The organism is Modestobacter excelsi (assembly GCF_005930495.1).
GTDB lineage: Bacteria > Actinomycetota > Actinomycetes > Mycobacteriales > Geodermatophilaceae > Modestobacter > Modestobacter excelsi.
In genome coordinates this window covers 1-397 of sequence record NZ_SJEX01000177.1, presented here as the reverse complement: position 1 = coordinate 397, position 397 = coordinate 1, and the positions used below count along the sequence as shown (strand labels likewise).

Genomic DNA, 397 nt, shown 5'->3' with positions numbered 1-397 from the left:
AATCCTACTATGCCATAGATCATAAATGTCACCGCGTAGTTCAGGTTATCTATTAAAGTTCCAGCTACCATTGAACCTAAAACCTGTCCAACAGCCAACATTAAAAATGGGATTCCGATACCTAGAGAAGCATTTTTCACAAATATTTTCACCCCCCATACAAGCAATACACCTGTTAAAAAGATATAGCTTGCGCCGAAGAGTGATGAAGCAATAAATGGAATTAACCATGTTTTAGAAGTAAACACTAGTAAAATTGAAGCTAAAGATAACAGTGTAACGCCTAATATATAAGCAAAACGTAATCCTCGCTTATCGATAATGCTTCCTGAAATGCCACCTATTACACCTAAGGCACCTATTAAAATCCAAAATATTGATAATGCAGTATTTGAAT

1 protein-coding gene is annotated in these 397 nt (G+C 35.3%); it reads right to left on the bottom strand.

Going from position 1 to position 397, the window contains the following annotated elements; translation table 11 throughout:
• A partial coding sequence (locus FHL80_RS27320; protein WP_138736032.1) for an MFS transporter occupies positions 1 to 397 on the bottom strand: 397 nt, incomplete at both ends.